General features: G+C 71.6%; 1 protein-coding gene. It reads right to left on the reverse strand.

Annotation, left to right across the window (positions count from 1 at the left end):
- The coding region (locus AB4Z35_RS30005) for a serine/threonine protein kinase (protein ID WP_442101161.1) at positions 1 to 615 on the reverse strand (615 nt) is incomplete at both ends.

The following is a 615-nucleotide window of genomic DNA, read 5'->3' on the forward strand; positions in this document are numbered from 1 at the left end:
GCCACGATGGCAGTCGCCATGCAGCCGCAGCAGGCGGATATCGCCGGCGCGGTCGTAGCAGCGACGCACGGCGTCCAGGGCCAGGTCCACGGCGGCGCGCCACGGCGCGAGCAGGTCGGCGGGAATGCAGTCGTGGGCGAGMAGGTAGTCGCGCGGGACCACGCCGAAGGTCTCCACGTCGAGCGTGGGACGGGCCTGGTACGGCGCCGACGCGCCCACCGCGTGGATKCGCCCGATAAAGCGGCCCAGCCACGTGAGCGTCTCGGCGCGATCGAGCGCCGGCTCGCGGCCGCCGCAGCGCGGGAAAACGGAAAATCGGAAATCGTCGTGTACGAGCAGCGTGGCGGGCGGCTGTCCGCCGAGCGAGGCAGACAGCGCCGGCACCGCCGGGATCTCGGCATCGGCCAGTTGCTGGACGAACGCGTGTTCCTCGAGGATGGCGGCGTCAGTCCAGCGGCCCGGCCGGTAGAACTTGGCGATGACCGGCGCGGCATCCTCGATGCCGATCTGCCAGACGCGGTTCTCGTAGCTGTTGAGCGCCAGCAGGCGCCCGTCCGGCTGGAAGCCGGCGGCTTCCAGGGCGTCGAGGATGCACTCCGGCGTCAGGCCGGCATA

It is taken from the genome of Pseudomonas sp. KB_15 (assembly GCF_052114525.1).
GTDB lineage: Bacteria > Pseudomonadota > Gammaproteobacteria > Pseudomonadales > Pseudomonadaceae > Aquipseudomonas.